Here is a 25501-nt window from a genome sequence, read left to right as displayed (position 1 = left end):
ACCACGATGCCGCATCCGAGGGCCGGGCTGCAGGCGAATTGCCCTGCCCGGCTCAGCCGATGTTCTGGGTGCGCAGCCGTAGGGCGTTGCCGATGACGCTGACCGAGGACAGGGCCATCGCCGCGGCGGCGATCATCGGCGAGAGCAGCATCCCGGTCACCGGGTAGAGCACTCCGGCCGCGATGGGGATGCCGGCGGCGTTGTACATGAAGGCGAAGACCAGGTTCTGCCGGATGTTCGCCATCGTCCTTGCCGAGAGGCGCCGGGCGTGGACGATGCCGGTGAGCTCTCCGTTGAGCAGGGTGACTTCGGCGGACTCGATCGCCACGTCGGTGCCGGTGCCCATGGCGATGCCGACGTCGGCGGCAGCCAGCGCGGGCGCGTCGTTGACGCCGTCCCCGGCCATGGCCACGACGCGGCCCTCGGCGCGCAGCCGCTTGACCACGTCGGCCTTGTGGTCGGGCAGGACCTCGGCCTCGACCCGGTCGACCCCGAGCCGGCGGGCGACGGCGTCGGCGGTGACCCGGTTGTCGCCGGTGAGCATGACGACCTCGACGCCCTCCTCGCGCAGCGCCGTGAGCGCGTCGAGGGTGGTGGCCTTCACGGGGTCGGCGATGGCGACGATCCCGGCGGGCTGCCCGTCGATGCCGACGAAGATGGCGGTCGCCCCGTCGCTGCGCAGCCGATCCGCCTCGTCGGCCAGCGCGCTCGTGTCGACGCCCTGGCTTCCGGCGAAGGTGGCGTTGCCGAGCAGGACCCGCTTGCCCTCGACGACGCCGACGACGCCGCGCCCCGCGGGGGAGTCGAAGTCGCTGACCTCGGGGATCGGGATGCCTCTCTCGGTCGCCGCGGCGACGATCGCGTCGGCGAGCGGGTGCTCGGAGGCGCGCTCGACGCCGGCTGCGAGGCGCAGGATCTCGTCGGCGTCCGTGAAGGGCTCGTCGTCGGCGCCGATCGCCGGCACGACCTGGGTCACCGCCGGGCGTCCCTCAGTCAGCGTCCCGGTCTTGTCCACGACCAGGGTGTCGACCTTCTCCAGCTGTTCGAGCGCCTCGGCGTTCTTGATCAGCACACCCATCCGGGCACCGCGTCCGACGCCGACCATGATCGACATCGGCGTCGCCAGCCCGAGCGCGCACGGGCAGGCGATGATGAGCACCGCGACGGCGACCACCAGGCCGTGGGCGAGTCGGGGGTCGGGGCCCGCGACGGCCCACACGACGAACGCGATCACCGCGATGGCGATCACGACCGGCACGAAGACCCCTGCGACCCGGTCCGCCGCCCGCTGGATGGGGGCTCGAGATCGTTGTGCCTCCGCCACCATGGCCACGATCCGCGACAGGAGCGTGTCGCGGCCGACCCGCTCCGCGCGCATCACGAAGCCACCGGTGCTGTTGATGGCCCCGCCGATCACGGCGTCACCCACGGTCTTGGTCACGGGCATGGACTCCCCGGTGACCAGCGACTCGTCGACGGAGGACCTGCCCTCCTCGACGACGCCGTCCACCGGCACCTTCTCGCCGGGACGGACCCGCAGCCGGTCGCCGATCTGGACCGCGTCGAGGGAGACCTCCTCGTCGCTGCCGTCGTCGCGGACCCGTCGCGCGGTCTTCGGGCTGAGGTCGAGCAGCGCCTTGATCGCCCCCGACGTCTGTTCCCGTGCCCGCAGCTCGAGGACCTGTCCGAGCAGGACGAGGGTGGTGATGACGGCGGCGGCCTCGAAGTACACGTCGACGGCGCCGTCCATCCGGAAGGCGTCCGGGAAGATGTCGGGGGCGATCGTCGCGACCACGCTGAACAGCCAGGCCACGCCGGTGCCCATCGCGATCAGGGTGAACATGTTGAGGTTGCGGGTGCGCACCGACGCCCAGCCGCGTTGGAAGAACGGCCAGCCGCCCCACAGCACCACCGGGGTGGCGAGCACGAGCTGCGCCCAGCTCGACGCCTCGGGGGAGAGCAGGTCTTCGATCGACTCCAGCAGGTCCGCGCCCATGCCCAGCACGAGGACCGGTATCGAGAGCACGACGCCGACCCAGAACCGGCGGGTCATCGAGACCAGCTCGTGCGACGGCCCGGTGTCGGCGGTCACCATGACCGGCTCCAGCGCCATGCCACAGATCGGGCACGAACCGGGTCCGGGCCGCCGGATCTCGGGGTGCATCGGGCAGGTGTACTCCACGGCCTCCCCGTCGAGGCTGGGCGCGGCGGCGCCGCCGCCGGGGTGGTGATCGGTCGGGTGATCGGTCGGTGCCGGCGCGTGGTGGTGGTGGCTCGTCATGGCTCCACCATACCCCCTAGGGGTATGTAGTCAAGGGGTGGCGGAAAGAGAAGCCGGTCCGCGTCTTTCGTCGGTAGCCGACGGGACGTTCGGCCCTGGGTCGCCACGATCAGCGATGGAAGGCTGGAAGGACGCGATCGAGGGAGGCGAGGGCGACCATGTCGGCGCTGTTGATGACCGGATTCCCCGGATTCCTGGGCTCGGCCCTGCTGGGCCGGCTGCTCGGCAGGCGGCCGGGAGTGCAGGCGGTCTGCGTGGTGCAGGACCGGCACCTGGCGCAGGCCAGGGACAAGCTGGCGGAGATCGAGGCCGCCGAGCCGCACGTCGCCGGGCGGGTTCGGCTCGTGGTGGGGGACATCACCGCCCCCGGGCTCGGTCTGGACGAGGCCGACGTGCCGCTGGTCGCGGACGTCACCGAGGTGTGGCACCTGGCCGCGGTCTACGACCTGGCCGTGGGTGAGCGGGCGGCGCGCTCGGTGAACGTCCTCGGGACGGACCGGGTCCTCGACCTCTGCCGCGGTCTCCCGCGCCTCGAACGGCTGCACTACGTCAGCACCTGCTACGTCAGCGGGAGGTACGCCGGGAGGTTCCGCGAGGACGAGCTGGACGTCGGACAGGACTTCCGCAACCACTACGAGTCGACCAAGTACGACGCCGAGCTGCTCGTGCGCAAGGCGATGGCGGACGGACTGCCGGCGACGATCTACCGGCCCGGCATCGTGGTCGGTGACTCCACGACCGGCGCGACCCAGAAGTACGACGGGCCGTACTTCCTGGCCACGTTCCTGCGGCGCCAGCCGCGGGTCGCCGTCGTACCGGCCGTGGCCGACCCGGACCAGGTGCGGTTCTGCCTGGTGCCGCGCGACTTCGTCATCGACGCGCTGGACCGGTTGTCGGTGCTGGAGGAGTCGCTGGGCAAGACCTACGCCCTCACCGACCCGGATCCGCCGACGGCCCGTGAGCTCGTCGACGCGTTCGCCCGGCGACTGGGCAAGCGGGTGGTCTGGGTGCCGCTGCCGTTGTCGGTCACGCGCGCCGCGGTCTCGCTGCCCCTGGCCGAGCGGCTGATGGGCCTGCCCGTCGAGGCGCTCGACTACTTCGCCTCACCCACGACCTACGACACCACCAACACGGTGACCGACCTGGCCGGCACGGGCGTCTCCTGCCCGCGCTTCGAGGAGTACGCCGACCGGCTGCTCGACTTCATGGTCGAGCACCCCGAGTTCGACTCCGCGGCGATGGTCTAGCGCCGTGCACACCGGAGGGAGCGACATGACAGACGCGACGCAGCTGGTCGTCAACGTGAGCCTGATGGGCCCGGAACGGGACCACGACACGACGGTCACCTTCCTCGGGAAGCCGTTCCGGATCGCCCGCCGCGGCACCGGCGGCGACGTCGCCGCCGCCCGCACGCTCGTGCGGGAGTGGGCGCCCGAGGCAGCCGTGCTGGCGGTCACCGGCGTGCGGGACGCACAGGCTGTGGCCGGGTCGACCCCGGTCACCGACGGCGTCCAGCTGCTCGAGGTGCTGCAGGAGTGGGCGGTCCGGCGGGTGGACACCGAGATGCCGGGCTACTTCACCAATGCCAGGACCGTCGTGCTGGGCGGTCAGAACCACGACCGGGTCACCCGCATCCTGCGCGAGCGCACCCAGAACATCGAGTTCGCCGATCCGATGCTCCGGCTGGACCTCCCGGGCCGGCTGCACGTCAACCCGATCCTGGGGCTGGCCGCCGACGTCGTCGGCGATGCGGCGGCGCTGCCCCTGCGGATGGTCCCCGACGGGCTCCGGACCCAGGCCGGCACACCGGGACGGCTGGCCTCCCGCGCCCTGGCGCGACGAGCCGCCCGCGAGTGCGACGTCCTGGTGGCGACGTACGACGAGCTGGACGGCTTCGGGCTCGAGGACCTCGCCGGCAAGACGCTGATCACGTCGGCGATCTCCGAGGAGCGGTTGTCCGAGCTCGGCGACCGCGGCGTCGACCTGGTCGTGGACATGACGCCGCAGCCGTTCGACGTCACCGTGAGCGCGGCCGCGCTGCAGGCCCTGATGATCGCCTCGGTGCAGAGCGGCAGCACGCTGACCAACGACGACCTGCTGGACATGATCGTCGCCGCGGGCCTGGAGCCGCGGCTGCTCTACCCCAACGGCTTCAAGCGCAAGAGCCGCTTCGCGTTCGTGATCCACCCGTTGTCGCAGCAGTACCTGCGCAACGTCGAGCCGCTCCGCACCGTGTCGCGGGTCGCGCCCGGACCCGTGATGGACCTGGTGGAGAAGGCGGTGGCCTACAGCCCGCCGTTCACCTACAGCCACGTCACCGGCATCACCTCGCCGACCGGCGCGGAGGCCGAGGGCTGGCTGATCACCGTCGGGGGGACCCCGCGCGAGATGCTGGCGCCCAGCCCCGAGTTCACCTACCGGCGCCTGCTGGCAGCCGCCGAGACCGCCCGCAAGCTCGGCGCACAGATCATGGGCCTCGGCGCCTTCACCAAGGTCGTCGGCGACGCCGGCGTGACGGTGGCGCGGCAAGCCCCGCTGCCCGTCACGACCGGCAACAGCTACAGCGCGTCGGGCGCCCTGTGGGCGGCCCACGAGGCGCTGCACCAGCTCGGCCTCGTCGAGGTGGATGACGGCGGCGTGATCCGCGGCAACGCGATGGTCGTCGGAGCCACCGGTGCGATCGGCTCGGTCTGCGCCCGGCTGCTGGCGGTCGCGGAGGCCAGGCTCTGGTTGGTGTCTCCTGAGTCCGCGAAGCTGCTGGCGCTCAAGATGCTGATCGAGCAGGAGCACCCCGGCGCCGAGGTGCACATCTCGGCCACGCCCGACGACGCGCTGCCCCACATGGACCTGATCGTGACGGCCACCTCGGGAGCCGGGAAGCGGGTCCTGGACATCATGGCCGTCAAGCCCGGGTGCGTCATCACCGACGTCGCCCGGCCGCTCGACCTGTCCGCCGAGGACGTCGCCAAGCGCCCCGACGTGCTGGTGATCGAGTCCGGTGAGATCGAGCTCCCCGGCGACGTGCAGATGCGCGACATCGGGCTGCCGAAGAACGTCGCGTACGCGTGCCTCGCGGAGACCGTCGTCCTGGCGCTGGAAGGCCGCTACGAGAGCTTCACTGTCGGCCGCAACATCGAGTGGGAGAAGGTCAAGGAGATCTACCGGCTCGGGCTCAAGCACGGCATGAAGCTGGCCACCATCTCGGGCGTCAACGGGGTCTACACGCCCGCCGACATCGACCGGATCCGCACCCTCGCGCTCGCAGCCCGGGCCGCCGTCCACGCTTGATCGAGGAACTGCCAGATTCCGTCGACTCCCGGCCAACCCGGCCGGTGCCGGCAATATCGGATTGCGCAGCGCCGTTGCGGCCTTGAGGATCCAGGCACGGGCGGCAGGCGGGAAGCGGATGGTCACAGGGGCGAAGGTCGGGCTGGTCGCAGCCGCGCTCATGATCGTGTACGTCGTGTGGGGCTCCACCTACCTGGCGATCCGGGTCGTCGTCGAGGAGATGCCGCCGCTGACCGGGATGGGCAGCCGGTTCCTCCTCGCGGGCCTGCTCCTCGGCGGGCTGCTCGCGCTGCGCGGCGTCGACGTCCGGGTCTCGCGCGCGGAGCTGCTGGGCGCCGCGCTGCTGGGGCTGATGCTGCCGCTGCTCGGCAACGGCTTCGTCGCGATCGGCGAGAGCATCGGCACGCCCAGCGGGGTGGCCGCGCTGCTCGTCGCCGCCGTACCTCTCTTCGTCGTCGCCTACCGCTTCCTCGGAGGTGACCGGCCGCGGATGTGGTCGGTGCTCGGCGTCCTGCTGGGGTTCGTCGGGCTGGCGTGGCTGGTGCTCGGTGGCCGTGACGAGGGGCACGGGACGCTGACCGGCGCGGCGTTCGTGCTCGCGGCGAGCGCCTTCTGGGCGTTCGGGTCCTGGGTGCAGCCCCGGCTCACCCTGCCCGAGAACGCCTTCGTGCTCACCGTCCACGAGATGTGGACCGGCGGCGTGATGATGATCGCGGTCGGCCTCGCGCGCGGTGAGGACCCCGCACCCCTGGAGTACGGCGCCCAGACCTGGCTGGCCTGGTCCTACCTCGTGATCTTCGGCTCGATGCTGGCCTTCAGCGCCTACGTGTGGCTGCTGTCCAACGCCCCGATCGGCCTGGTCGCGACGTACGCCTACATCAACCCGGTGGTCGCGGTCTTCCTCGGCTGGCTGATCCTCGCCGAGCCGATCACGAGCAGCGTGGTGGTCGGCGGGCTGATCATCGTCGTGGCCGTCGCGATCGTGATCTCGGTCGAACGCCTTCCGAAGCGCGCGGAGGAGCCTGCTCTCGAGCCGGTCTGACCGACCGTTCGGCGACGCCGTTCGGAGACGCCGCCTGGCCGGACCTCCTAGTCTGTGCTGATGCCGCATCGGATCCAGGTCGGGGGGCTCCAGGTCGCTGAGGAGCTCCACGCCTTCGTGTGCGACGAGGCGCTGCCCGGATCCGGCATCGACGAGCGGGTCTTCTGGGCCGGCGTCGAGGAGATCCTCGCCGACCTCACTCCGCGCAACCGGCAGCTGTTGGTCCACCGCGACGAGCTCCAGCGCCACCTCGACCAGTGGCACACCGACCACCCCGGACCGGTCCGGGACCAGGCGGCCTACCTCCGGATGCTGCGCGACATCGGCTACCTGGTCGACGAGCCGCCCGCGTTCACGATCGAGACCGGCCCCGTCGACGACGAGGTCGCGGTGATCGCCGGCCCCCAGCTCGTCGTACCGGTGCTGAACGCGCGGTTCGCCGCCAACGCGGCGAACGCCCGGTGGGGCTCGCTGTACGACGCCCTGTACGGCACCGACGTGCTGTCGGAGGACGACGGGTGCGAGCGCGGCGCGTCGTACAACCCGCGACGCGGAGCCGAGGTCATCAAGCGGGCGCGGGCGTTCCTCGACGCGCACTTCCCGCTGGCGACCGGGAGCCATGCCGACGCGCGGCGCTACTCCGTCGAGAGCGGCGCGCTCTCGGTCGAGCTCGCCGACGGCACGACCGGCCTGGCCGACCCGGGGCAGTACGTCGGACACCGGGGCGGTGCCGCGGCTCCCGACGGCGTCCTGCTCGTCCACCACGGGCTGCACGTCGAGATCCAGGTCGATCGCGACCACCCGATCGGCGCCGACGACGCCGCCGGGGTCAAGGACCTGCTGGTCGAGGCGGCGGTGTCGACGATCCTGGACCTCGAGGACTCGATCGCCGCGGTCGACGCCGCCGACAAGGTGGCGGCCTACCGCAACTGGCTCCTGGTCAACCGCGGCACGCTCAGCGCCGAGGTGGCGAAGAGCGGTGAGACCTTCACCCGGACGCTCGCCCCCGACCGCGAGTACGACGGACCCGCCGGGCCGGTGGTGCTCCCCGGGCGGTCGCTGCTCTTCGTCCGGCAGGTCGGGCACCTGATGACGACCGACGCAGTGCTCGACGAGGCGGGGGAGGAGGTCCCCGAGGGGATCCTCGACGCGATCGTGACCGCCCTGTGCAGCCTGGTCGACCTGCAGGGCCGGGGCACGCTCCGCAACTCCCGGACCGGTTCGATGTACGCGGTCAAGCCCAAGATGCACGGGCCGGACGAGGTGGCGTTCACCGACGACCTGTTCGCGCGCACCGAGGACCTGCTGGGGCTCGGCCGCGGCACGATCAAGCTCGGCATCATGGACGAGGAGCGGCGTACCTCCGCCAACCTGAGGGCCTGCATCCATGCCGCGCGCGGCCGGGTCGCGTTCATCAACACCGGCTTCCTCGACCGAACGGGCGACGAGCTGCACACGTCGATGCTCGGCGGCCCGATGGTCCGCAAGGGCGACATGAAGTCGCAGCCGTGGATCCTGGCCTACGAGGACCGCTCCGTCGACATCGGCCTGGAGTGCGGGTTCCACGGCCGCGCCCAGATCGGCAAGGGCATGTGGGCGATGCCCGACGAGATGGCCGCGATGGTCGCGCAGAAGTCGGGGCACCCGAAGGCGGGCGCGACCTGCGCCTGGGTGCCCTCGCCCACCGCCGCCACCCTGCACGCGCTCCACTACCACGAGGTCGACGTCGCGGCCCGGCAGCGCGAGCTGGCCGGTCGGTCCCGTGCCACGCTCGAGCAGCTGCTGACGGTGCCGATCGGCGACGCCTCCTCGTGGTCGGAGGAGGAGCGGCTGGCGGAGATCGACAACAACCTCCAGGGCATCCTCGGCTACGTGAAGCGGTGGATCGACGAGGGCGTCGGCTGCTCGAAGGTGCCCGACATCCACGGCACCGCGCTGATGGAGGACCGCGCGACCTGCCGGATCTCCAGCCAGCACGTGGCCAACTGGCTGCGCCACGGCGTCGTGACCCCGGACCAGGTCGAGGAGGCGTTGCGCCGGATGGCCGACGTCGTCGACGAGCAGCAGGCGGGGCCGGGCTACGAGCCGATGGGCCCGTCGTACGACGGCGAGGCGTTCCTCGCCGCCCGCGAGCTCGTGTTCGAGGGGCTCGGCCAGCCGTCCGGCTACACCGAGCCGATCCTGCACCGGCGTCGACGGGCCCGGAAGCGCGAGGCCTCATGACCGCCGACGACCTGGCGAGCACCCTCCTGGCGCGGCTCGACGAGCTGCTGGCCGCGACCGACGCCGAGCTGGCGGCGTCGTACCCCGGCGAGCGGCCGGGACGCCAGCCGGTCCACACGGTCTACGTGCCGGCTGACCGCTACGACGCCGACCTCGTCCCGTCGTACGGGGAGGCTGCGCTCCGGCTGGTCGACGAGCACGCCGACCGGTTCGGCGCGTTGGTGGGCGACGCCGGCCTCGTGGAGCGGGTCCGGTTCAAGCTCGGCAGCGAGCCGGTCGAGGACCTCCGGATCGACTTCGAGGACGGCTACGTCGGCCGCAGCGACGCCGACGAGGACGCCGACGCGGTGCGCGCCGCACGGGCGCTGGCCGAGAGCCGGCGAGCCGGGACCGCTGCGCCTTTCGGTGGGATCCGGATCAAGTGCTTCGAGGCGGCGACCCGGACCCGGTCGGTCCGGACGCTGACGTCGTTCCTCACGACCCTGCTCGAGCAGGGGGTCAGCTTCGAGGACTGGGTGGTCACCCTTCCCAAGGTGACGCGCGTCGAGCAGGTCGACGCGATGGTCGAGACCTGCGCACGGTTCGAGCAGGAGCTCGGTCGCTCCGAGGGAGCGCTCCGGTTCGAGATCCAGGTCGAGACGCCGCAGTCGGTGCTCGGGGCCGACGGCACCGCCACGGTGGCGCGGATGGTGCACGCCGGCGGAGCGCGGCTGAAGGGTCTGCACTTCGGCACCTACGACTACTCGGCCGCCTGCGGCATCGTCGCCGAGCACCAGTCGCTGGAGCACCCGGCGGCCGACCACGCGAAGCTGGTGATGCAGGCAGCCGCCGCCGGCACCGGCGTCCACCTGAGCGACGGCTCGACGAACCTGCTGCCGGTCGGCGACGCGGACGCCGTGGTCGCCGCGTGGGCCAACCACCACCGGCTGGTGCGGCGCTCCCTGGAGCGGGGCTTCTACCAGGGGTGGGACCTCCATCCGGGTCAGCTGCCGACCAGGTACGCCGCGACGTACGCCTTCTACCGGGAGGCCCTGCCCCGCGCGCTCCAGCGGTTGGCGGCGTACACGAACAACACCACGCACGGGATCGCCGACGAGCCGGCCACTGCGCGCGCGTTGGCGTCGTACCTCCTGCGCGGCGTGCAGAGCGGGGCCGTCGACGAAGCCGAGGTCGTCGACGGCGTCGGCCTCGACGCCGACCGGCTCTTCTCCCTGTCCTTCAACCGATCCAGGAGCAGCTGATGGCGAACAAGCTGGGACTCAACCAGTACGGCAAGGCCGAGAACCGCGTGGTCCGGATCGTGCGCGACACCCCGCGCCACGAGATCCGCGACCTCAACGTGTCGACCTCGCTGCGCGGCGACTTCGAGGACGCACACGCCACCGGCGACCAGGCAGCCGTGCTGCCGACCGACACCCAGAAGAACACCGCGTTCGCCTACGCGAAGCTCCACGGGATCTCCTCGATCGAGGACTACGGGCTGGCGCTGGGGCGGCGGCTCCTCGACGCGTGCCCCGCCGCGCACACCGCGCAGGTGCGGATCGAGGAGTACGCCTGGGACCGGATCGGCGACCACTCGTTCGTACGCCGGGGCGGGGCGGTCCGCACCGCGGTGGTGACCGTCGGTCGGGAGCGGACGGTGGTCCTCTCCGGGATCTCGGACCTGGTGGTGCTCAACTCCACGGACTCGGAGTTCCGAGGCTTCCTCAAGGACGAGTTCACGACGCTGCCGGAGGCCGACGACCGGATCCTGGCGACCTCCCTCGTCGCGAAGTGGCGGCACACGGTGGTCGACGGGATCGACTGGAACGCCTCCCATGCCGCGGTGCTGCAGACCCTCCTCGAGACCTTCGCGGGCACCTATTCGCGGGCCCTCCAGGAGACGCTGTACGCGATGGGCAGCGCTGTGCTCGACAGCCGGGAGGAGATCGCCGAGATCAGGTTCTCCGCCCCCAACAAGCACCACTTCCTCGTCGACTTCAGCGGCTTCCAGGTCGACGGGCTGACCAACGACGGCGAGGTCTTCATCGCCGCGGACCGGCCCTACGGGCTCATCGAGGCGCAGGTGACCCGCGACGGAGCCCCGCCGGCCGGCGACGCGTGGCTCCACGTGCCCGGTTTCTGCTGATGCTCGACCTGGTCCTCCGGGCGCGACGAGCGATCGTCGACGGGGCCGAGACCGCCGCGTGCGTGGGGGTGAGCGGGGAGCAGATCGCCGCGATCACGCCGTACGACGAGCCTCCCGACGCGCTGCGCACGGTCGACCTGGCCGACGACGAGGTGCTGCTGCCGGGCCTGGTCGACACCCACGTCCACGTCAACGAGCCCGGTCGCACTGAGTGGGAGGGCTTCGCCAGCGCGACCAGGGCGGCCGCCGCCGGCGGCGTGACGACGATCGTGGACATGCCGCTCAACTCGATCCCGCCGACGACCACCCTTGCCGGCCTGGAAGCGAAGCGGACCGCGGCCGAGGGGCAGGTCGTGGTCGACGTCGGCTTCTGGGGCGGCGCGGTCCCGGGGAACGGGCAGGAGGCGCAGGCCCTGCACGACGCAGGGGTCTTCGGCTTCAAGTGCTTCCTGATCGAGTCCGGGGTGGAGGAGTTCCCGTTCCTGGAGCTGGACCAGTTCGCGGAGTACCTGGAGCTGACCGCGCAGCTGGGGGCGTTGATGATCGTGCACGCCGAGGACGGCGACCTGATCGACGAGAGCGCGCTCGACGGTCCGCGCTACGCCGGCTTCCTGGCCTCGCGGCCGCGGGCCGCGGAGAACGTGGCGATCGACTGGGTCGTCGAGCAGGCGAGGGCGACCGGCGGCCGCGCGCACGTCGTGCACCTGAGCAGCTCCGACGCGGTGCCCCTGCTGCAGGCGGCGCGTGCCGACGGGGTCGACGTGACCGCCGAGACCTGTCCGCACTACCTGACCTTCGCCGCCGAGGAGATCGCGGACGGCGCGACCGCGCTCAAGTGCTGTCCGCCCATCCGCGAGACGGACAACCGCGAGGCGCTGTGGGGTGCGCTCGCCGCCGGCGACATCGACTTCGTGGTCTCCGACCACTCGCCGTGCACCGCCGACCTCAAGGCCAGGGGTGGCGGCGACTTCGGTGCCGCGTGGGGCGGCATCGCCTCGCTCCAGCTCGGCCTCCCGGCGGTGTGGACCGGTGCCCGCGCCCGCGGCCACGACCTGGCCGACGTGGTGCGCTGGATGGCCACCGCGCCGGCCGACCGCGTGGGGCTGGGCCACAAGGGACGGATCGCGGTCGGTGCCGATGCCGACCTCGTGCGCTTCGCCCCGGACGACGAGTTCACGGTCGACGTCGCCGCGCTGCACCACCGCAACCCCGTGTCGGCGTACTCCGGTCGTCGGCTGGACGGCGTGGTTCGCGAGACCTGGCTGCGCGGTGCACCGATACTGCTCGGAGCCGACGACGCTCCGCGGGGCCGGCTACTGAGGAGAGGCGTCCGATGACCTACTACGTTCCCCGAGGCGGACTGCCGCCCCAGTCCGCGCTCACGACCGACCGGGCGCACTTCACCGAGGCGTACGCCGTCATCCCGGCCCGGACCCTCAGTGACATCACCGCGTCGTACCTCCCCCACTGGGAGCAGACCCGGCTGTGGGTGCTCGCGCGGCCGCTGTCCGGGTTCGCCGAGACGTTCAGCCAGTACGTCGTCGAGGTCGCCGAGGGCGGCGGATCGGACCGGCCGGAGGACGACAGCGACGCCGAGGCGGTGCTGTTCGTCGTGGGCGGGTCGCCGACGCTGACCATCGACGGCGAGGCGCACGCCCTGGGCCCGGGCTCCTACGCCTACCTGCCCCCCGGCGCCCTCTGGACCCTGCGCAACACCGGGGAGACCACGGCGACCTTCCACTGGATCAGGAAGAGCTATCGACGTGTCGACGGGATCGAGGCCCCCGACGCCTTCGTCACCCGGGAGCAGGACGTGTCCGCGGTCCCGATGCCCGACACCCGGGGCGTGTGGTCGACCACGCGGTTCGTGGACGCCTCGGACCTGCGCCACGACATGCACGTCAACATCGTGAGCTTCGAGCCGGGCGGGACGATCCCGTTCCCGGAGACGCACGTGATGGAGCACGGCCTGTACGTCCTCGAGGGCAAGGCGATGTACCTCCTCAACCAGGACTGGGTCGAGGTCGAGGCGGGTGACTTCATGTGGCTGCGCGCCTTCTGCCCGCAGGCCTGCTACGCCGGAGGGCCGGGGCGGTTCCGCTACCTGCTCTACAAGGACGTCAACCGGCACGTCGGGCTGAGCATCTAGCCCCGCGCTACTCGATGAGCCGGCGGGCGAGCTCGGCCTGCCGCACCAGGAACGCGCGCTCGTCCAGCTTCTTGCGGCGCATCCAGGTGGTGACCTCCAGGTTGCACTTGCTGGCGTTGCACGACCGGCAGGCCGGCACCACGTTGGCCAGCGTGTAGCGGCCGCCGCGCGAGATCGGCAGGACGCAGTCCTTCTGGAGCGCCGGGTCGTCCGCGCCGCAGTAGGCGCAGCCGCCCCACTGGGCTCGCAGCTGCGCCCACTGCACGTCGGTCAGGTCGTGCTCGACCCTGGCCATCCGCCGCTTGCGCCGGCGGGCGTACGTCGCGGCTCGGGTGCGGGACGTCACGAGCGGAGCGTACGACGCGCGGTGCCGCGGGTGCGGACGCTCGCCGGTGTCGGCGCGGCTGCCTACGGTGAGAGACGTGAGCGTGGAGATCCTCCCGGCCGTCGGGCACTACGACGACTTCGCCGCTGTTGTGGGCAGCCGCTGCCTCTGCATGGCCTACCGCAACTCGTCCCTCGGCCTGGACGACCGCCGCCGCGCCATGCAGGAGGAGTGCGCCGGCGAGCCCGGGCCCGGCGTGCTCGCATTCGTCGACGGCGAGCCTGCGGGCTGGTGCTCGATCGCGCCGCGCACGTCGTACCGACGACTCATGCGCTCGCGCACGATCCCGCACGTCGACGACCGCGACCCGTGGTCGGCGGTGTGCTTCGTCGTCCGCGCGGGCTTCCGCAAACGGGGCCTCATGCACGACCTGCTCGACGGCGCGGTGGCGCATGCCGCGACCCACGGGGCCGCGGTGGTCGAGGGCTACCCGGCCGAGGTCGGCGACGAGCGCATCGACGTGATCTCGGGCTACGTCGGCACGACCCGGCTGTTCGAGCAGCACGGCTTCACCCGCGTCGTCGAGACCGCAGGGCACAGCGGACACCGGCCGCGCTGGCTGATGCGTCGCGACCTGACGTAACCGCGGTCACGTCCGGGTCGTTTGTCCTGCGTGCGTCATCTGCGGCTGTCCGTCCTGCTCGTTCTGCTGCTGACCCTGGTGGCGCTGGTCCCGAGCGGCTCCGGACCGGCATCGGCCGCGCCGGCGTACACGGTCACGACGCTGCACTTCAAGGTGGTCGTCGGCCCCGACGACGACCAGGTCTGCGACGTCGTCGGCGATGTCTACGTGCCGACCAGGGCGACCAGGACGAACCGGGTGCCCGCGATCCTCACGACCAACGGGTTCGGCGGGTCCAAGGACGACCAGGTGGGGATCGGGCAGGCCTTCGCCAGTCGTGGGTACGTCGTCCTGTCGTACTCCGGTCTCGGCTTCGGAGGCTCCTCCTGCAAGATCACGCTCGACGACCCGGACTGGGACGGCAAGGCCGGCCGCCAGCTGGTCAGCTATCTCGGCGGCGCCGGTGGCATCGCCTACCTCGACGCAGCTTACACCCAGCCGGCCCCGCGCCTCGGCGTCGTCGTGCACGACCGCGTCGACCACCGCGGGATCGCGCGGAAGATCGATCCGCGGGTCGGCACGCTCGGCGGCTCCTACGGCGGCGGGTTCCAGTTCGCGACCGCGGCGATGGACGCACGGGTCGACACCCTGGTGCCGCTGATCACCTGGAACGACCTCAGCTACAGCCTGGCTCCGAACGGCACCGACCAGACCAGGGGCGTCTCGACCGCGCACTCGGGCTCGGCCAAGCTCTGGTGGGGCGTCGGGCTGTCGGCCGTCGGGCTCACCAGCGACCTCCAGAACGGACAGGTCCCGCCCGACCTGCTGACCTGCCCGAACTTCGCGGACTTCGTGTGTCCCGCGCTCGTGGCCGGCGGCGCCACCGGCTACCTGCAAGCCGGTGACGTCGCTTCCCTCCGCCATGCGTCGGTCGCGTCGTACCTCCCGCGGATCAAGGTGCCCGTGCTGCTCGCCCAGGGCGAGAACGACACCCTCTTCAACCTCAACGAGGCGATCGCGACCTACCAGGCGCTGCAGAGGCAGGGCACCGACGTCAAGATGATCTGGCACTCGTGGGGTCACTCCGGTCCCGCTGCGCCCGGCGAGATCGACCTCGCCGACCTCGACCCCAAGGCTCACTACGAGACCGGGCGGATCGTGCGCTGGATGGACCACTACCTCAAGGACTCCGACGTCGGGACCGGACCCGAGTTCGCCTACTTCCGCGACTGGGTGAGCTACGACGGCAACGCCGCGCCGGCGTACGCAACGGCCTCGTCCTTCCCGGTCGGCAGCGACCGCGTCTACCGGTTGTCGGGGAGTGGGGACCTCGTCACCGGTACGACGACGCGGGCCGGCTCGCAGTCGTTCCTCACGACCGCGGCCGGGTTGCCGACCGGGATCAACACCCTCGACGTGCTGGGCGGCTACCTCGGCAGCCAGCCCGTCAACGAGGTCACCGACCTGCCCGGCACGTACGCCTCCTGGCAGACGCCGGCCCTCACCGCTCCGGTCTCCGTCGTCGGCACGCCGGTCGCGCGGCTGAAGGTGAGCGCACCGAGCGCCGCCGTCACCCAGGCGATCGGCGAGGCGGGCATGCTCGTCGTCTACGTGAAGGTCGCCGACGTCGGTCCCGACGGCAAGGCCCGCCTGATCCGCGGTCTCGAGGCGCCCGTCCGGATCCCCGATGTCACCAAGCCCTTCACCGTGCGGCTGCCCGCGATCGTGCACCGGTTCGAGCCCGGCCACCGGATCCGGTTGATCGTCGCCGGAGGCTCGATCAACTACCGCGGTGGACTCGAGCCCACCCCGGTCACCATCGCCTCCGGCCCGGGCCAGACCCTCACCCTCCCCGTCGTCCGATAGCCGCCCGCGCCGCCGGTGGTCGAGGAGGTCGCGCAGCGACCGTCACGAGACCCGCGAGGTCGGTGGTCGAGGAGGTCGCGCAGCGACCGTCACGAGACCCCCGCGCCGGAACCTTGCGCTCCATCGGTGGTCGAGGAGGTCGCGCAGCGACCGTCACGAGACCCCCGGCGAGGTCGGTCGAGGAGGGACGCTGCTCTTCGGTGGTCGAGGAGGTCGCGCAGCGACCGTCACGAGACCCCTCGCGCCGGTGGTCGAGGAGGTCGCTGCGTTCCGGTGGTCGAGGAGGTCGCGCAGCGACCGTCACGAGACCCCGCGAGGTCGGTCGTCGTGCCTTGTCCACAGGCAGTCGCGGGTCGTTTGGTTGTGTCGGAGCCCTCGTGTTCACTGTTCTCCATGGAACAGACACGGGGTGCTTGGGTGGCAGGATCGGACGGCCGGTCCACCGCCGAGCTGCTGCGCGACCTCGCCGACGGCGTCCAGGCCCGGCAGCGGGTCGAGGTCGAGGAGTTCCGCAACGTGATCGCGTGGGCTGATGCGAACGTGGTCGACGATCTCGAGGGCGCGGCGACGATCCGCGACTCCTATGTCGATACCGGGATCCCGATCGCGGGCCCCGGGGCACCGCTGGTCAGCGAGTTCGGGTTGACCGAGCTGGTCGCGACCCTGGGCCGGTCGTTGGACGGTGGCCGGGACCATGTCGGGAAGGTCGTCGAGTGCGGCTGGCGCCTGCCGCGGGTCCGCGACGCCGTCGTCGCCGGGAAGGTCCCGGTGTGGAAGGCGCTGCGGGTCGCCGAGCTCACCCGCAGCCTCTCCGCGGACGCGGCGGGGTTCGTGGACCGTAACCTGGCCTTCGCGTTGCCGACCTGCACCTGGGTCCAGGTCGAACGCCTCGTGGCCGAGGCGATCGACAGGTTCGACCCCGAGGCTGCGGAGGAACGGCGCAAGGAGAGCGCCGATCACCGGCACTTCACCATCCACGCCCCCGAGGCCGGGCAGGGAGTCACCCACATCTCCGGGGTGCTCGATGCCGCCGACGCGATGGACCTCGACCAGGCACTCACCCGCCACGCCACCGTCCTGGGCCAGCTGGGTTGCCCGGAGTCCCTCGACGTGCGCCGCTCGATGGCCGCCGGTGAGCTGGCACGACACGACCGGTCACTGGACCTGGAGGTCGTCGACCCGGAGACCGGTGAGCTGCGCACCGTGCCGGGTCGGAAGGTCGAGCTGTTCGTCCACCTCACCGACACCGCCCTCACCGGCACCGCCAGTACGGCCGCCGGCTGCAACACCGTGGGTCGGTGGGGCAATACCCAGACCCCGGTGCCGGCCGAGCAGATCCGCCTGTGGTGCGCACAGCCCGGCACCACCGTGATCGTGCGACCCGTGATCGACCTCAACGATCACGTCCCGGTCGACTCCTACGAGATCCCCGACCGGCTCCGACGCCGGGTCGAGCTGCGCGACCACACCTGTCGCGCCCCGCACTGTGTCCGTCGTGCCGAACGCTGCGACCTCGACCACGCGCATCCCCACGCCACCGGCGGCTCTACCTGCCCCTGCAACCTGGTCCCTTTGTGTCGGCGACATCACCGGGCCAAGACCTTCGGCTACTGGCGCTACGTCGTCGTCCAACCCGGGACGTACCTGTGGTCCAGCCCCCACGGACAGCACTGGCTCGTCGGCCACACCGGCACCCGAACCCTCGACCCACCCCGACCCGTGGATCCCGACCCGGATCCACCCGACTGGGTCGACCCCGGCTGGACCGAACCACCAACCTGACCACCACACCACTGGACCCCGCCCCCCGGCGGGGCCACAGGCATGCCCGGGGGTCTCGTGACGGTCGCTGCGCGACCTCCTCGACCAGCGGGGGGGCCGGCGCGGCGCGACCTCCTCGACCACCGGGACGGGGGTCTCGTGACGGTCGCTGCGCGACCTCCTCGACCACCGCGACAGGGTCTCGTGACGGTCGCTGCGCGACCTCCTCGACCACCGGAGGGCCGGCGCGGCGCGACCTCCTCGACCAACGGGACGGGGGTCTCGTGACGGTCGCTGCGCGACCTCCTCGACCACCGGACTCCCGCCGGTCGCTGAGGCTCATGCGGGTGCTTGTGCCGGCGGTGTTGACTCAGGGGATGGGACTGGAAGACGACCCGTTCTCCTACCGCGTGACCAAGGACGGGCGGGTGCTGGTCAGCCGGGGCGGACGGCTGGTGGTCACCGTCGGCGGGACGCGGGCGGAGCGGCTGGTCTCGTTGCTCGGGGAGGACGAGGACCAGGACCAGGAGCTGCTCGCTCGTGCGACGGGCAACTACCGGCGGGGCAACGAGCGTCGGGGACGATAAGTCCGTCCGATGCAACCAATCGTCCGGCTCGCGCGTCGTAACAGATATCAGCTCGGCTGAGGGAGGTCGCGGTGCGACAGCAGGAGAAGGTGCACCACTCGATCGGGTGGCACGTCCGGCACGCGAAGCTCTTCGTCGCCTGGGTGACGCGCCGCCTGGCCCGCGTCTGACCGAGGTCGCTACCGCGCGTCTGCCATGCCCATCCGGGCGAGCACCAGGCCCTCGAGCAGTTGTACGACGTTGTAGAGCACGAGCGTCAGGAAGGTGACGAGGGCGATCGCCGCCCAGAGCTCGTCGTACTTCACCGAGGCTCGGAAGGCTTCGAACTTCCCGCCGACCCCGGCGCCGGTCGAGAGCCACTCGGCGAGCATCGCGCCCGTGACCGCGCCCGGCACCGAGACCCGTGCCGCCGCGAAGATCGACGGCATCGCTCCCGGGATCGCGACCTTGGCGAGCGCGGCGAGGCTGCCGCCACCGTAGACGTGGACCAGGTCGAGGCTCTCCCGGCTGGCCCTGCTGAGCCCGAACATCACCGATGCCAGCGCGGGGAACAGCACGACGATGCAGCCGATGACTGCGACCGACAGGGTGGTGCCGATGCCGGTCAGCAGCAGGATCGCCGGCGCGATCGCGACGAGGGGCACGCTGCGGAGGAACAGGGCAAAGGGCAGTACGCCGGCCTCGACCGTCTTGGACAGGGTGAATGCCAGCGCGAGCGCGGTGGCGATCACCATGCCGGTGACGAAGCCGAGCGCGGCGTCCTGCATCGTGTCGATCACCAGCGGCGCCAGCAGCTCGCGGTGCGCCGCGGCGGTGTCGTCGGCCGCGGCTCCTGGCTCGGTGACGAACAGGAAGCTCCAGACGTCGCCGGGCCGCTTGGCCGCGAAGTCGGACACGTCGGCCAGCCGGAGCAGGAGCTCCCAGAGGGCCACGACCACGACCAGGGTGACGACGGCATTCAGCGACCCTTCACCGATGACCCTCAGGACGGTGGCGCGGCGCTGGCGCTGCAGGGCCCGCCTGGTCGAGGTCGCGTCGACGGTGCTCACGACGGACGCCCGGAGACCCACGGGGTGACGAAGCGGGCGACCAGCCCGACCAGCCCGTAGCCGATCATCGCGACGAGGGCGCTCAGGAGGAACAGCGCCCACAGCCGCTCGGAGTCCAGCGCCTGCTGGAACTTGATGAGCTGGGTTCCGACGCTGATGTCGATCTTGCCCATGTACTCGCCCAGCACGGCGCCCAGGAACGCGCTGGGAACGGCGATCTGCAGCGCGTTGAGGATGGCGGGCAGGGCGGCCACGAGGCGCACCTTGGTCAGCTGGCTGAGACGGTTGCCGCCGTACACGCGGACCACGTCGAGGCTCGCCTGGTCGGCCGACTTGAAGCCGAGCAGCGCGCCCACGACCGTCGTGAAGAAGCAGCACATCGCGGCGAGGAAGATCGCCGTCGACGACGGGTCGCCCGGGTTCTCCGCGCCGCCGAGCACGATCACCGCGATGCCGCCGATCGCGACGATCGGCAGGCAGTAGGTGATCACGGCGACCTGGACGACCAGTCGCTCCAACCGCGGCACGACGAGGACGAGCGACGAGAGCAGCAGGGCGAGGCCGTTGCCCCAGAGGAAGCCGCGGAAGGCCTCGGTGATGGTCACGTTGAAGTAGGTCCAGTACGCGCCGGGACCGTCGCGCGCCAACGTCCCGAACACCGCCCACGGTGACGGCAGCGGCGTGTAGCCGCCCTCGACCTCGGGGCGGTAGAAGGCCGCCGACACCACCCACCACAACGCGAGTACGGCGACCGCGCCGATGATGCTCGCGAGCCAGCCGGGGAGGCGCCGGGTCACGACTCCGCCTCGGCGCGCCCGTCGGCGCCGAACAACAGCTCGGCCGCCTGGTCCTGCAGCGCGTGGAACTCCGGTGTCCGCATCATCTCGGGGGTCCGCGGCCGAGGCAGGGTGACGTCGATGATCGCCTTGATCCGCCCCGGTCGCGGCGACATCACAGCGACCCTGTCGGCGAGGAAGATCGCCTCCGAGATGCCGTGGGTCACCAGCAGCGTGGTGGCCGGTTTCTCGGTCCAGATCCGCAGCAGCTCGAGGTTCAGGTTCTGGCGGGTCATGTCGTCGAGCGCACCGAACGGCTCGTCGAGCAGCAGGACCGACGGCTTGAGGGCGAGGGCCCGAGCGATCGAGACCCGTTGCCGCATGCCGCCGGAGAGCTGCGCCGGTTTGGCGTCCTCGAAGCCGCGGAGGCCCACGAGGTCGATGAGCTCCTCGACGTACGCCTTGTCGACGTCGCGGCCCGCGACCTCGAACGGCAGCCGGATGTTCCTCCGCACCGTGCGCCACGGCAGGAGGGCGTGGTCCTGGAAGGCGATGCCCAGCTCGCTGTTGCGCCGGAGCTCGGCGGGCGCCTTCAGGTCGACCAGCGCCTCACCGGTCGTCGGCTCGTCGAGATCGGCGAGGATGCGCAGGATCGTGGACTTGCCGCAGCCGGAGGGGCCGAGCAGCGCCAGGAACTCGCCCCGATCGGTGTGCAGGTGGGCGTCCTCGAGGGCGACCGTGGTGCGGCCGCGGGACCGGAACGTCTTCCCGAGACCGGTGATCTGGATGCCGGTGCCACCAGGGGCGCCGGGGGCGCCGGCATCCAGCCGGTGGTCAGCAGCCATCGGTCACGGCAGGTAGTCCTTGAGCTCGGGGCTCTCCTCGTAGATCTCCTCGAGGAGCGAGGTGTCGAAGAGGTCGTCCGCAGCCACGTCCCAACCGGCAGCGGCCAGCGACGCGACGGTCTCGGCCTGGAGGTCCTCGGAGATCGTGAAGAGGCCGTTGGCCTCGGTCTCCTCGGTCGAGATCAGCTCCTTCTCCGCTTCCAGGCTCTCTCCGGTCGTCGGCGGCAGGGGCCCGAAGTCCTTGTTGATGTCGCCGGCCTCCGCGCCCGCGTTGTAGAACTTCTCGACCAGGTCGACGGTGTCCGCGGTCGGCTCCTGGAAGACGTCGGTCCAGCCCTTGATCTCGGCGATGAGGAAGTCCTTCAGCGCCTCGCGGTTCTCGGCGAGGAAGGCGTCGGTGATGGTGAACGTCTCCGCGACGTAGGGGACGCCGTTCTCGGCGTACGCCAGGTTGGTGACCTCCTGCTGGGCGCCGACGGTGATCGCCTCGTTGGTGAGGTAGGCCATGAACCCGTCGACCTCGCCCTCGATGAGCGGTGTCGGGTCGAACTGCACCGGCACGACCTCGACCTCGTCGCGCGAGATGCCGTTGGCGTTGAGCAGCGCGTTGAAGACGTTCTCGTTGGACGACTGGACGCCGATCTTCTTGCCCTTGAGGTCCTCCGGCGTCTGGATGTCGGCACCGTCCTTCAGCGAGAGGATCGTGAAGGGGTTCTTCTGGAAGGTCGCGCCGATGATCTTCAGCGGCACGTCCTCCTCGGCGATCGCGGCACCGACCGAGGCGGCGTCGCTGAGCGCGACGTCGACGGTCTCCTCGAGCAGCTCCGCCACGCCGGTGCTCGGCCCGGCCACCGCCGTCACCTCGGAGAAGCCGGCGTCCTCGTAGTAGCCGCGCTCCTCGGCGTAGAACTCGCCGGCGAACTCCTCGTTCTTGATCCAGGAGTACTGCACGGTCAGCTCGCCGTGGCTCGCGTCGTCGGCGGCCTCGTCGTCATCGTCGCCGGAGGCGCACGCAGCCAGACCGAGGGAGAGAGCGCCCGCCAGCGCGACGGCGGCCGGCCGCCGGGTACGGCGGAGCTGGAACGAGAGTGACATGCGTTCTCCTGAGCGAGGGCGGCGGTCCCGAGGCGCAACGGGTGTTGCTGACGAGGGACGCTAGGAGACGACCGTTTCGTGACTCGGTGGCGCCGGTTTCGGCCGTGTTAAACCGGCCGAGGCAGATTCCGACGACCCTGACCGGCTGCGCGGCGGGATCGCTGCGACGTACCGTTCACCCCATGGAGCAGCCGCAGGTCACCGTCAACGGCGAGGCCCGCAGCCTGGTCGGCGCCGAGCCGCCCACGTCGGCCCTCGACTGGCTGCGCAGCCTCGGCCTGACCGGTGCCAAGGAGGGCTGCGCGGAGGGCGAGTGCGGTGCCTGCTCGGTGCTGGTGGCGCGCGCCGGCGTCGATGCGCCGACCGAGTGGACGGCCGTCAACGCCTGCCTGGTCCCGGCCGCCGCGCTCGCCGACCAGGAGGTCGTCACGTCCGAAGGGCTGGGAGGGCCGGAGAACCTGCACCCGGTGCAGCAGGAGCTGGCCGTCCGCGGCGGCTCGCAGTGCGGCTACTGCACGCCGGGATTCGTGTGCAGCATGGCCGCCGAGTACTACCGTCCCGGGCGCTGCGAGAGCGGGGTCTTCGACGAGCACGCCCTGTCCGGCAACCTGTGCCGCTGCACCGGCTACCGCCCGATCGTCGACGCCGCCGACGCGCTCCGCACGCCGGCCCCCGGTGACCACCTGTCGTTCCGGACGACCGCCCCGCCGCCCGCCGTGACGCCGGTGCGGATGCCGGGATACGCACGGCCGGCCGAGCTCGCAGAGGTGCTGGCGCTGCTGGGCGAGCCGGGCGCCGTACCCCTGGCCGGCGCGACGGACCTCGGCGTCGAGGTCAACCTGCGGGGATCGCGGCCGGGCCTGCTGGTCGCGGTCGACCACCTGCCCGAGCTCCGCGTGCTCACCCGGGGCGAGGAGTACGTCGACATCGGCGCCGGCCTGTCGCTGACCGAGGTCGAGCGCCGGCTGGACGGCGCGGTGCCGCTCCTGGACGAGGTGTTCCCGCAGTTCGCCTCCCGCCTGATCCGCAACGGCGCCACCATCGGCGGCAACGTCGGGACGGCCTCGCCGATCGGCGACCTGCCGCCGGCGCTGCTCGCGCTCGACGCGACGCTGACCCTGGTGTCGGCCGCGGGGGAGCGGACGGTGCCGCTGGTCGACTACTTCACCGGCTACCGCGAGACCGTGCTGCGGCCGGGTGAGCTGATCGCGAGCGTGCGGATCCCGTTGCCGCTCGCGTCGCTGACCGGCTTCCACAAGATCGCCAAGCGGCGGTACGACGACATCTCGTCGGTCGCGATCGCGTTCGCGATCGACGTCGTCGACGGCGTTGTCAGCCGGGCGGCGATCGGGCTGGGCGGGGTCGCGGCGACGCCGATCCGGGCGACGGCCGCCGAGGAGGCGCTGGTCGGGCGCAGCTGGGTGGCCGACGTCGTGGCCGAGGCTGGCGCGATCCTCTCGCGCACCGGCACCCCGATCGACGACCATCGGGCGAGTGCCGCCTATCGCGAGGCGATGCTCGAGACGTCGCTGGAGAAGCTGTTCTTCGAGAGCGGTGACGCATGAGCCGCCTGTCCGAGCGGCCCGAGACGCCCGTGGTCGGCGAGGCCCGGCCCCACGAGGCGGCGGCGCTCCACGTCACGGGTCGGGCGCTCTACACCGACGACATCGCCCTGCGCACGCCGTACCTCCTGCACGCGCACCCGGTCTGCGCGCCGCACGCCCACGCGATGGTCACCAGGCTCGAGCCGAAGCCGGCCTACGACGTGCCCGGCGTGGTGCGGGTGCTGACCGGAGCCGACGTACCGGGGGTCAACGACGCCGGGACCAAGCACGACGAGCCGCTGTTCCCGACCGAGGTGATGTACCACGGTCACGCGGTCGCGTGGGTGCTGGGCGAGTCGCTGGAGGCGGCGCGGCTCGGCGCGGCGGCGGTCGAGGTCGACTACGAGCCGCTGCCGTCGATCGTGAGCGTGGTCGAGGCGATCGAGCAGCAGAGCTTCCAGGGCGCGCGGCCGCGGTTGGAGCGCGGAGACGTCCTGGCCGGGCTGGCGGCGTCGAGCCACGTGTTCGAGGGCGAGATCGACTTCGCCGGTCAGGAGCACTTCTACCTGGAGACGCACGCGTCGCTCGCGACCGTCGACGACGACGGCCAGGTGTTCATCCAAGCCAGCACGCAGCACCCGACGGAGACCCAGGAGATCGTGGCGCACGTGCTCGGGCTGGCCAGCCACCAGGTCACCGTGCAGTGCGTGCGGATGGGCGGCGGCTTCGGCGGCAAGGAGATGCAGCCGCACGGGTTCGCGGCGGTGGCCGCCCTCGGGGCCCGCGTGACCGGGCGTCCGGTGCGGGTGCGGCTCACCCGCCAGCAGGACATGACCCTCACCGGCAAGCGGCACGGCTTCCACGCGAGGTGGAAGGTCGGCTTCGACGACGATGGGCTGTTGCAGGCGCTCGAGGCGACCCTCACCTCCGACGGCGGTTGGAGCCTCGACCTGTCGGAACCGGTGCTGTCGCGGGCGCTCTGCCACGTCGACAACGCCTACTGGATCCCGCACTTCCGCGTCGACGGCCGGGTCGCGAAGACCCACAAGACGTCCCAGACCGCGTTCCGCGGGTTCGGCGGGCCGCAGGGGATGTTGGTGATCGAGGACATCCTCGGGCGGGTCGCGCCGGCGCTGGGCATCGAGGCCCACGAGCTGCGCCGCCGCAACTTCTACGCGGAGGGACAGGCGACGCCGTACGGCCAACCGGTGCGGCACGCCGAGCGCCTCGGGCGCGCCTGGGACCAGGTGCTCGCGACGTCGGACTTCGAGCGGCGCCGCGCCGAGATCGCGCGCGCCAACGCCGAGAACCCCCACCGCAAGCGGGGTCTGGCGATCACGCCGGTGAAGTTCGGGATCTCCTTCAACTTCACCTCGTTCAACCAGGCCGGGGCGCTCGTGCACGTCTACAAGGACGGCTCGGTGCTGATCAACCACGGGGGCACCGAGATGGGCCAGGGCCTCCACACCAAGATGCTGCAGGTCGCCGCGACCGCCCTGGGGCTGCCGATCGAGCGGATCCGGCTGGCGCCGACCCGCACCGACAAGGTGCCCAACACCTCTGCGACCGCGGCCAGCGCCGGCGCCGACCTCAACGGCGCTGCGGTCAAGGACGCGTGCGAGCAGATCCTCGCCCGGATCGTGCCGGTGCGGGACCGGCTCGGGGCCACCGCGACCTGGGAGGAGGTCGTCCGCGCGGCGTACCTCGACCGGGTCCAGCTCTGGGCCGCCGGCTTCTACAAGACCGAGGGCCTGTCGTGGGACCCGGTCGCCGTGCGGGGCGAGCCGTTCAAGTACTTCGCGTACGGCGTCGCCGCCGCCGAGGTCTCCGTCGACGGGTTCACCGGGAGCTACCGCGTCGAGCGGGTCGACATCGTCCACGACGTCGGCGACAGCCTGTCGCCGCTGGTCGACATCGGTC

Annotated in this window: 20 protein-coding genes; 14 read left to right on the top strand and 6 right to left on the bottom strand. The window is 71.6% G+C overall.

The window, feature by feature from the left end; genetic code table 11:
- Positions 1-52: 52 nt before the first annotated feature.
- Positions 53-2281 carry a copper-transporting P-type ATPase gene (locus H0488_RS04520; protein ID WP_183098092.1) on the bottom strand — a complete coding sequence of 743 codons (2229 nt, stop codon included), beginning with the start codon at positions 2279-2281 and terminating at the stop codon, positions 53-55.
- 158 nt (positions 2282-2439) lie between these two features.
- On the opposite strand from H0488_RS04520, the gene H0488_RS04515 reads away from it, so the two are divergent.
- From H0488_RS04515 to H0488_RS04480, 8 genes are all read left to right on the top strand, one after another.
- Complete coding sequence (locus H0488_RS04515; protein ID WP_246371457.1) at positions 2440-3528, top strand: SDR family oxidoreductase; 1089 nt, start codon at positions 2440-2442, stop codon at positions 3526-3528.
- A 25-nt stretch (positions 3529-3553) separates the two neighbouring features.
- The gene (locus H0488_RS04510) at positions 3554-5569 is read left to right on the top strand and encodes a DUF8754 domain-containing protein (protein WP_183098091.1); all 2016 of its coding nucleotides are present in this window, start codon (positions 3554-3556) and stop codon (positions 5567-5569) included.
- Between the two features lie 118 nt (positions 5570-5687).
- Entirely contained in the window at positions 5688-6611 is a 924-nt protein-coding gene (locus tag H0488_RS04505) for an EamA family transporter (RefSeq protein WP_183098090.1), read from the top strand.
- A gap of 60 nt (positions 6612-6671) precedes the next feature.
- Positions 6672-8834: a malate synthase G gene (locus tag H0488_RS04500; RefSeq protein WP_183098089.1), complete on the top strand. Its 2163-nt coding sequence runs from the start codon at positions 6672-6674 to the stop codon at positions 8832-8834.
- The gene (locus H0488_RS04495) at positions 8831-10075 is read left to right on the top strand and encodes a DUF6986 family protein (RefSeq protein ID WP_183098088.1); all 1245 of its coding nucleotides are present in this window, start codon (positions 8831-8833) and stop codon (positions 10073-10075) included. The genes H0488_RS04500 and H0488_RS04495 overlap by 4 nt, the downstream gene beginning before the upstream one ends.
- Complete coding sequence (gene pucL, locus H0488_RS04490; protein ID WP_183098087.1) at positions 10075-10962, top strand: factor-independent urate hydroxylase; 888 nt, start codon at positions 10075-10077, stop codon at positions 10960-10962. The genes H0488_RS04495 and pucL overlap by 1 nt, the downstream gene beginning before the upstream one ends.
- Positions 10962-12299 carry an allantoinase AllB gene (allB, locus tag H0488_RS04485; protein ID WP_183098086.1) on the top strand — a complete coding sequence of 446 codons (1338 nt, stop codon included), beginning with the start codon at positions 10962-10964 and terminating at the stop codon, positions 12297-12299. Before pucL ends, allB begins: the two co-directional genes overlap by 1 nt.
- On the top strand, positions 12296-13111 hold the full coding sequence (locus H0488_RS04480; RefSeq protein ID WP_183098085.1) for a bifunctional allantoicase/(S)-ureidoglycine aminohydrolase: 816 nt from the start codon (positions 12296-12298) through the stop codon (positions 13109-13111). The genes allB and H0488_RS04480 overlap by 4 nt, the downstream gene beginning before the upstream one ends.
- A gap of 7 nt (positions 13112-13118) precedes the next feature.
- On the opposite strand, the gene H0488_RS04475 is transcribed toward H0488_RS04480, so the two are convergent.
- Complete coding sequence (locus tag H0488_RS04475) at positions 13119-13457, bottom strand: HNH endonuclease (RefSeq protein WP_312856216.1); 339 nt, start codon at positions 13455-13457, stop codon at positions 13119-13121.
- Positions 13458-13533: 76 nt separating this feature from the next.
- Here H0488_RS04475 and H0488_RS04470 point away from each other — a divergent pair, with 76 nt between their 5' ends.
- From H0488_RS04470 to H0488_RS04455, 4 genes are all read left to right on the top strand, one after another.
- The gene (locus tag H0488_RS04470; protein WP_183098084.1) at positions 13534-14079 is read left to right on the top strand and encodes a GNAT family N-acetyltransferase; all 546 of its coding nucleotides are present in this window, start codon (positions 13534-13536) and stop codon (positions 14077-14079) included.
- A gap of 30 nt (positions 14080-14109) precedes the next feature.
- Positions 14110-15924: a CocE/NonD family hydrolase gene (locus H0488_RS04465; protein WP_312856215.1), complete on the top strand. Its 1815-nt coding sequence runs from the start codon at positions 14110-14112 to the stop codon at positions 15922-15924.
- A 393-nt stretch (positions 15925-16317) separates the two neighbouring features.
- The gene (locus tag H0488_RS04460) at positions 16318-17706 is read left to right on the top strand and encodes an HNH endonuclease signature motif containing protein (protein ID WP_183098083.1); all 1389 of its coding nucleotides are present in this window, start codon (positions 16318-16320) and stop codon (positions 17704-17706) included.
- A gap of 356 nt (positions 17707-18062) precedes the next feature.
- Positions 18063-18272, top strand: coding sequence for a hypothetical protein (locus H0488_RS04455; protein ID WP_183098082.1), 210 nt, complete (start codon positions 18063-18065; stop codon positions 18270-18272).
- 179 nt (positions 18273-18451) lie between these two features.
- On the opposite strand, the gene H0488_RS04450 is transcribed toward H0488_RS04455, so the two are convergent.
- Genes H0488_RS04450 through H0488_RS04435 form a run of 4 tightly spaced genes read right to left on the bottom strand, consistent with a single transcriptional unit; the run spans position 18452 to position 22037 of the window.
- Positions 18452-19321: an ABC transporter permease gene (locus H0488_RS04450; protein ID WP_312856214.1), complete on the bottom strand. Its 870-nt coding sequence runs from the start codon at positions 19319-19321 to the stop codon at positions 18452-18454.
- Positions 19318-20118: an ABC transporter permease gene (locus H0488_RS04445; RefSeq protein ID WP_183098080.1), complete on the bottom strand. Its 801-nt coding sequence runs from the start codon at positions 20116-20118 to the stop codon at positions 19318-19320. Before H0488_RS04445 ends, H0488_RS04450 begins: the two co-directional genes overlap by 4 nt.
- Positions 20115-20942, bottom strand: a complete 828-nt coding sequence (locus H0488_RS04440; RefSeq protein ID WP_183098079.1) for an ABC transporter ATP-binding protein — start codon at positions 20940-20942, stop codon at positions 20115-20117. Before H0488_RS04440 ends, H0488_RS04445 begins: the two co-directional genes overlap by 4 nt.
- A gap of 3 nt (positions 20943-20945) precedes the next feature.
- On the bottom strand, positions 20946-22037 hold the full coding sequence (locus H0488_RS04435) for an ABC transporter substrate-binding protein (RefSeq protein WP_183098078.1): 1092 nt from the start codon (positions 22035-22037) through the stop codon (positions 20946-20948).
- 182 nt (positions 22038-22219) lie between these two features.
- Here H0488_RS04435 and H0488_RS04430 point away from each other — a divergent pair, with 182 nt between their 5' ends.
- Complete coding sequence (locus H0488_RS04430; RefSeq protein WP_183098077.1) at positions 22220-23602, top strand: xanthine dehydrogenase small subunit; 1383 nt, start codon at positions 22220-22222, stop codon at positions 23600-23602.
- Positions 23599-25501 (top strand): xanthine dehydrogenase molybdopterin binding subunit (locus tag H0488_RS04425; RefSeq protein ID WP_183098076.1); only part of this gene is annotated, 1903 nt, incomplete at its 3' end. The genes H0488_RS04430 and H0488_RS04425, both read left to right, overlap by 4 nt.

This window comes from Nocardioides pelophilus (assembly GCF_014180685.1).
GTDB lineage: Bacteria > Actinomycetota > Actinomycetes > Propionibacteriales > Nocardioidaceae > Nocardioides > Nocardioides pelophilus.
The sequence above is the reverse complement of the archived record's forward strand: the minus strand, read 5'-3'. Positions and strand labels throughout refer to the sequence as shown.